Raw genomic sequence first — 7,524 nt, 5'->3', positions numbered from 1 at the left:
CAAAAACACAATCTGAGACAAAACATATGGAATTTCTGGATAGCTTTGTAAATTATTTATCCAATAAAATAGCTTATCCTACACAAAAAATCATTCAATTAAGAAACAAAGTCATTGAATACTTAAACGCTACTTCAGATGAACGAGATGTTCAAATCGAGAAAGCAGCCCAACTTGCACGCCAGGAATTGGGATTAGATCCAAATACAAATAATAATTTGATATTTCTTATCGAAAAAAGTGGTGTTTTTGTTTTTGAAAAGGGTCTAGGTGAAGACATCGATGCATACAGCTTATGGACCAAACACGACCGACCTTTTATTATGCTAGGAAATCTCAAACGATCAGCAGTTCGACGGAATTTTGATTTGGCTCATGAACTTGGCCACTTACTGCTTCATTATCGTGTAGAATTTACTAGCTTAGACCGAAAGGAACATAAGGCCATCGAAAAAGAAGCAAATAAATTTGCAGGTGCCTTCTTACTACCTGAAGATGAGTTTAGAGAAGATATGAAATCTATTTTTCATTTAACAAATCCAGATGCCTATTTAGATCTAAAGAAAAAATGGCAAACATCCTTGCAAGTGCTCGGGTATCGAGCGGCTAATTTGGGAATACTAGAAGCAAAAAAACATCGTAATTTTTATGCAGCTCTGCAACGAAAAGGGTATTTAAAACGAGAACCATTAGATGACATCTTACCTATACAAAAGCCGCAAAAAGTTAAAACAATTATTGATTTAATTGTTAAAAAGGAAATTATCGATATACATGAGATGATGGAAAGAGATTGGATGGTGGAGATTGAATTCTTTCACCGACTCACAGGTATTGATATTAGCTTTTTTAATAAATATTTGGTGAGCGAACAAGATTTTGAGTTAGTTTATGTAAATGATTTTTCATCTGCTATGCGAAAGAAGAATGTGTAAGTTAGATTATTTTGTCGGCTATATCATACAAAAATAGCAAGTGGTAGTCATATGAAGAGATAAGATTAATCAGAGTAAGTATAGATACCTATTATTTTGGAGTATAAGCTATTTTGTGTAAATGGGAATTGCACACAATAAAATAAAAAGGCTTTACTTGGAGAAGCGGGCGTGTGATACGCTCGCTTTTGCGTTGGCGATAGCTTTATTTTTTTAAAGGTATCTCCAACGCAAATCCATCACGCCCGCTAGAGGCTCTATGTCAAGCCGGAACCAAATGAACAGTTATAATGCCGGCACTGTTTCTAGCCATTCCCCAAAATGGATGGCAAGCTGTGATATACTCTCTTTCCAACCTTGTACCGACATCGGCCATTTTTTGTAATACCATGGTTGCCAGATAAATCATTTTCCTTTGCTCATTAGATGGGAAAGGGATTTTGTTTTTGTGACTTTTCTTAGTTGTCTATGATACCCTTCGATGATATTCCTCGTGTAAATGATCCTTCTAATCTCCCTAGGGTGACGGAAATAGGCAGTCATTTCAGTTTGTTCCCAAGATCGGATCATAATTGGGTGCTTTTTGTCCCATTTTACCTGGCCATTTCAGCTTCTTATAGTGTCAATGCTTGATATACTTTCTTTAGGTCCTTCATCACTTCTTTTTGTTCCTTGTAGGAGACATATTTCATCGAATTGCGTATCTGATGGATGAGACACAACTGTATTTTTGTTTGAGGAAATGCAGAACTAATTGTCTCTGAAAAGCCGGAAAGCCCGTCTTTACAAGCAATTAGGATCTTACCTCTACACCCCTGTTTTTAAGATCCGTACATACGCCTAGCCAAAAGCTAGTACTTTCATTTTCCCCAATCCAGATGCCTAATATTTCTTTATGCCCCTCCATATTCATTCCTAAAACACTATATACAGCTTTATTAATGATTCTATTTTCATCTCGAACATTTAAAGAGGATGGCATTCAAAAATACGATAGGATAAACCCGGTTAAGTGAGCGTGATTGCCACTCTTTGACTAGAGGCATGATTTTATCTGTTATTTTGCTAACCTAGGATTGTTATAAAAAGCTGCCTAAACAAAGATCCTCCTCAAAAGTTTAAATCATAATCTTTTAAGGAGGTATTGTCATTAGTTTATTTCAACTCTGGCCAATATGCTTGATTAGCTTCTATAAGATCATCTAAAATTTCTTTCGCTACTTTTGCACTTGGCACTGTTTTAGAAAGCGTTAGAGCTTGCCATAATTTTTGATAGCTTCCTTCAATATATGCTTGAACTACCAACTTTTCCACAGTAACCTGTTGATACATTAAAGCTCTTTCGAAGTCTGGAATCTTTCCTTGGCTTAAAGGTTCTGGTCCGTCCGCCCCAACTATACATGGAATTTCAACCATTGCATCGTTATCAAAGTTTGCTATAGATCCATTGTTTTCTACAATCATAACCATTCTTTCATGCGTATTATAGGCAATAGCACGTGCCAGATCGACAATAAACGTAGCATGACTGCCGATAGAAAATTCGATTCCTTCTGATGTACCTTTTTCAACAATTTCCCTTGCTGTAGAGAATACTTCTTTTTCTCTGCCATCCATTACTTCATTCGCTCTTGTATATTCCGGGTTAGAATGCCCCACAACATAATCAGGATAAAAATAATATTTCAGATACGTGTTCGGTAAAAACCTTGGGTCAACTGCTAGCAGATCTTTCGCTTTCTTATGCGTTTCCTGCCAGCTTGGATCCATATGCTGTGTATCGACTTCAATTTGTGTCAGGTAACCATGCTCTTTTACATATTCTTTAATTTGCGGCAAATATTCGATTCCTTCTTTATCTTTTATGCTCGTCCACCATCCAAAATGATTTAACCCAAAGTAACGAACGTCAAGTTCCTGCGGGGTTTTACCAATAATTTGGGACATTCTACGTAATGTTCCTACTGGCATATCGCAAATATTTAACACTTTAGAATTCGTTCGCAACACGCGGCAAGCTTCTGCAACAATAGCCGCTGGATTTGAATAATTCAACATCCAGCAATCCGGTGAGTATTGCTCCATCAAATCAATTAGTTCTATCATGTCTTTAATGCTTCTCATTCCATAAGCAATTCCACCTGGTCCACATGTTTCTTGACCGACAACACCATGTTTTAACGGTATTTTTTCATCTAATTCACGCATTTTATATTTTCCAGTCCGTATATGTGCGAAACAGAAATCAACATCCGTAAATGCTTCCTCCGGATCAGTAGTATAAATGTATTCAATGTCCGGTGCTTTTTCTTTTAAAGTAATTTCCAATGCTTCTCCTAATACCGCCTGCCTGTCTGCATCGTTATCGTACAATTTAAGTGTACGAATAGGAAAACGGTCTAAGTTATCTAGGAGCATCATAACAATCCCTGGTGTATATGTGCTTCCGCCACCTGCTATAACAATCGAAAATTGTTGTTTCATCGTTTTCTTCCTTTCTTGAATAAATTTATTCTGTTTGTTCTCTCCCTAAATAGCTATCAACTGCTTTACGAATAGCTGTTACCTGTAAACCGTATACAACCTGAACATTTTTATCTTTAATAATGATGCCATTTGCGCCTGTTTTTGTTTTTAAAATCTCTTCATTAACCAGGTTTGGCTGATGCAAAGTAAGCCGCAGCCTCGTATAACAGTTTGTCACAGTATTGATATTTTCAGCACCACCAAGAGCATCTACAATCAAGTTTGCGATATCTGCATTTTCATTGGTGCTGCCCTTTTCTTTGCTCTTCTTTTCTTTGTATTCTTTTTTTGAGTACAGTTTCGTTTCTTTTCCTTGTTCTTCACGACCAACTGTTTTAAAATTGAATTTCGTAATTAAAAAACGAAATACAACATAATAAATAACAAAAAATATAATTCCTACTAAGATATACATGGGCCAGCTTGTTTTTTCAAAACCAAGCGGGAGATTATATAATAGAAAGTCAATCATCCCGTTTGGTCCAATGGCACGGACATCTAATATGTTTAATACCACCATACTTAAGCCGCTCAGACCAGCATGAACAACAAATAAGATCGGTGCTACAAACATAAAGGAGAATTCAATTGGTTCAGTGACTCCAGCAATAAAGGAAGTAAATGCTGCCGGAATTAAGATTGCCTTCACTTTTGCTTTATTTTCCGGTTTTGCAGTATGATACATCGCTAAACATGCACCGATTAAGCCATACATTTTAGCAATACCACGCGCATCCCAGATGACGCTTTCAGATAATCGGGCTACTGCTGAATTGGCGATTTCTGCATAGTAAATATTTCTCGCACCTTCTAAAACTTGTCCGCCGACTTCTGCAACCCCACCTAGAGATGTGTATAGAAACGGCGTATATACTAAATGGTGTAAGCCAGTTGGGATGAGCAGCCTTTCCAATCCACCGTATAGAAACACACCAAAGTTTCCGCTATGTTGAATTAATGTACCGAGGCTATTAATTCCGCTTTGAAAAACAGGCCAAATATAAGTAAGAAGCACTGCCATTAACACAGCTACCGGAATTAGAACAATAAATACAAACCGGGATCCTCCGTAAATTTGGAAAGCACCATTAAATTCCGTATCAATAAATTTATTATGAATATAAGCGGTTACAATACCGAGAATAATTCCTAGGAAAACCCCCATATCCAAGATTTGGACTCCTAACACTAATGTTTGTCCAGTACCTTGCAAGGATTCTGCCTCTACGAGTAAACCAGTTAGTTCCATAAATTTATTCATCGCATTGACAAACACTAAATACCCTAATAATGCAGTAAATCCTGCTACAGATTTTTCTTTTTTTGCTAATCCTACTGTTATACCTACAGCAAAAATTAGCCCTAAATTACTCAGTATCGAAACTAATGATCCTGATAAAATAGATCCAAAGCCAGTTGTAACAGGATTATCTAAAAAGGGAATCACTTCAAGTAATCTTTCATTTGTAAAAACGTTACCAAGAGCAATTAGAATCCCGGCAATTGGTAAAATGAGAACAGGAATAAACATTGCTTTCGAAAAACGCTGCATTGCTTCCATCGTTTTCTGCTTCATTTCATACACCCCCAATATATTCGTCTATTTGTCTTTGACATGAGTTAGTTTAACTCGTAAACGGTTTCTTGTATATGGTTTTTGAATTAGAAAAAACGTGTTTCATCGATTGAAAACACGTTTCATAAAGAGGAGGAATTATCTATTATCTTGTGTTTGTTTTTAAATACTCTTTTATAATCAGCTCAAATGCCATTAACAACCTTGGGAAAAAGATGTTAGGCAGCATATTTCGATCGTCCAGCTTATTATTGTCGATAATTTTAAAGTTCAGATCTGATATGCCTGCAATTCGATTTTCTATCTCTTTTGTGAAGGAAACAGTAAAAATACGATGTTCTTTTGCTGCAACTAATTTATCGATGACTTGCTGCGTTTCACCAGATTTGGAAATCACGACAAGTACACCAATATTGTCTAAATTATTTTCAAAAACCCCTATCGAATCCATACCACTCGCAAATATGGTTTTTTTGCCTAATACTAATAGCTTTTTGTATAAATACTCCGCGGCTATAGCTGAAAAACCGGTGGCATATAAAAAAATGTATGATTGTTCTAATTTCAATACTTTATCTATAAATAGGTTAATCGTTTTCATCTTATTGTATTCAAAAAACTCTTGTGTGTTGATCTCCGGAAAATCATCGACCACACCTGTTTGCCTTTCCCCTACTTCTTTCACTAACGGCAAAAGGTGATAATACATATCTACAAATCCTTTATATCCAAGTTTTTTTGATAAACGAATAATAGTTGCCGGCGAAGTATAATTCACCTTAGCTATGTGACGTACTCCTTGCTGCAGCACATGATCGATATTTTCAATAATATAGTTTAACAGCTGAATATCCAACTCTGTTACATTTTTCCCTTGAATTAATTTACTAATATCAATCAACTTACCTCCTCCTTCAACATACTTAGCTGCTTAAGATAATCGTTTAGATAAGACAACATCAATTTACAATTACAATCAGGTCCTTAAAAATTTGGTTACTTTTTATAAACGTTTTAAGGCAATTGCCAATCGCATATCCTGTAAAGCCTGTTCCAGCAGATTCCCCTTTAGCAAGCATCACATTCGTATACAAAGCGTCGATTAAAGTCAGTTCTGCAATTCTTGAAGATAGTGCCTCAGGGCCAAATTCCGTCTGCTGAGACACGGTATAAAGTAAAATGTCTGCATGCTTAGTCAACGTTGATTTAGCAAAGTTGGTGATAGCAATAATCGTTACATTTTTGTCGCGTAAAACATGTAATATATCAATCATATCTTTAGTAGAACCAGAGTGAGAGATAATTACAGCTACATCCTGCTCATTTAATTGTGAAGCTGACATTAATTGCATATGTGCATCTAAGTTTGCGTGAACTTGAATTCCACTGTGAAGAAATTTATGATACGCATCAATCGACACAATAGCCGATCCGTCTATCCCGAAAAACTCTACTCTCTCCGCTTTAATAAGAGCCTACACAGCATTGTTTAATGCCTTCCGATTGATTTTCAACGTGTCCTCTAATGTTTTCATATTGCAACGGAACACTTTTTCACTAACTGTTCCAACAACATCATCAGCTTAAATTTTTTCATGGATATCTGCTACAGGTGTGACCATCTCTGCAGCTAGCGCAATTTTTAGCGCCTGATATCCTTTAAATCCTACCCGTTGACAAAAGCGAAATACCGTTGACTCCGCCACTTCCAATTCGTCAGCCATCTGATTAATCGTATGATGAATCATCGCTTTTGGATGTTGTAAAATATAGTCAACAATTTACTTTTCTTTCTCACTTAGCCTGCTATAATTGCTGCGAATACGGGCTAAACCATGCTGGCTTGCTTGATTCACATTGACGTTCCCTTTTTTATATCACTTATCGAAATTATTTTAACTGGAAACACGTAGTAAACAACTTTATTTATCATAACCTTTCTCTAATTCATATTATACACGAAAAAAAATTCCGCGATAATAATTGGATGCAGAAAAAAATTTGATAAAATGGAGTCAAACTAATTGAATACGTATTCAAAAAACAAGGGATTTCCCATTGGCCTGTTACGCATTGGTCAAGGTCTTTTAGTACAAAGTAGATAATAGTGGAGACCGAATCCATCTTAACGATGCTTATGAGCACTTAGCAGGTAATGAAATTACTATTATTGACGAACCACATATTGTAGCAAAATTGGGACATGCGGAAACTGGATGGTATTTTTTAAAGATACAGAAAATAATACTCTTGCACGAATGAGTGAAGTAGAAGTTTAAGAAAGAAGGAGACTATCCCAATAACATAAAGCCGATCTCCTTTTTATGAGCCTCTTTAATAATTCTTTATTTATACTATAGCACTAGCGTCGCATTAAAATACTTAAACCCATTAGTGAATACTGAATTTTCTTTAACTATATTTTTCCATAAAAAATCCTTTATAATGGTTGGCGGTAGTAACCTATCCAAATCCAATATAAAGGAC

The 7,524-nt window shown here is 36.0% G+C and carries 6 protein-coding genes and 2 pseudogenes; 2 read left to right on the top strand and 6 right to left on the bottom strand.

Translation table 11 applies throughout. The annotated features are described in order from the left end of the window. On the top strand, positions 1-935 hold a 935-nt coding region (locus HLX49_RS16685), incomplete at its 5' end, for a spr1629 family repressor/antitoxin (protein WP_296363308.1). Between the two features lie 285 nt (positions 936-1,220). Here HLX49_RS16685 and HLX49_RS16680 read toward each other — a convergent pair. The 6 genes and pseudogenes from HLX49_RS16680 to HLX49_RS17175 all read right to left on the bottom strand — a co-directional run. Next, positions 1,221-2,005 (bottom strand): annotated as a pseudogene (locus HLX49_RS16680) (IS256 family transposase); the annotation flags it as partial. An 85-nt stretch (positions 2,006-2,090) separates the two neighbouring features. Then, positions 2,091-3,419 carry a 6-phospho-alpha-glucosidase gene (locus tag HLX49_RS16675; protein ID WP_296363305.1) on the bottom strand — a complete coding sequence of 443 codons (1,329 nt, stop codon included), beginning with the start codon at positions 3,417-3,419 and terminating at the stop codon, positions 2,091-2,093. 25 nt (positions 3,420-3,444) lie between these two features. Beyond that, positions 3,445-5,037: a PTS transporter subunit EIIC gene (locus tag HLX49_RS16670; protein ID WP_296363304.1), complete on the bottom strand. Its 1,593-nt coding sequence runs from the start codon at positions 5,035-5,037 to the stop codon at positions 3,445-3,447. Positions 5,038-5,182: 145 nt separating this feature from the next. Beyond that, entirely contained in the window at positions 5,183-5,938 is a 756-nt protein-coding gene (locus tag HLX49_RS16665; RefSeq protein ID WP_296363302.1) for a MurR/RpiR family transcriptional regulator, read from the bottom strand. Between the two features lie 58 nt (positions 5,939-5,996). Continuing rightward, on the bottom strand, positions 5,997-6,458 hold the full coding sequence (locus tag HLX49_RS17180) for a MurR/RpiR family transcriptional regulator (RefSeq protein ID WP_367112767.1): 462 nt from the start codon (positions 6,456-6,458) through the stop codon (positions 5,997-5,999). A 162-nt stretch (positions 6,459-6,620) separates the two neighbouring features. Next, entirely contained in the window at positions 6,621-6,785 is a 165-nt protein-coding gene (locus tag HLX49_RS17175; RefSeq protein ID WP_367112766.1) for a hypothetical protein, read from the bottom strand. 373 nt (positions 6,786-7,158) lie between these two features. Here HLX49_RS17175 and HLX49_RS16655 point away from each other — a divergent pair. Further along, positions 7,159-7,316, top strand: a pseudogene (locus HLX49_RS16655) (VOC family protein); the annotation flags it as partial. Between the last annotated feature and the right edge of the window lie 208 nt (positions 7,317-7,524).

It is taken from the genome of Virgibacillus sp. (assembly GCF_013393565.1).
Taxonomy (GTDB): domain Bacteria; phylum Bacillota; class Bacilli; order Bacillales; family Amphibacillaceae; genus Virgibacillus; species Virgibacillus dokdonensis.
This window is presented reverse-complemented; position numbering and strand designations above follow the sequence as displayed.

Coding starts and splice junctions, on each gene's coding strand:
- HLX49_RS17175 (WP_367112766.1), bottom strand. CDS start 6,785: ATGATTCATCATACGATTAATCAGATGGCTGACGAATTGGAAGTGGCG.
- HLX49_RS16675 (WP_296363305.1), bottom strand. CDS start 3,419: ATGAAACAACAATTTTCGATTGTTATAGCAGGTGGCGGAAGCACATAT.
- HLX49_RS16670 (WP_296363304.1), bottom strand. CDS start 5,037: ATGAAGCAGAAAACGATGGAAGCAATGCAGCGTTTTTCGAAAGCAATG.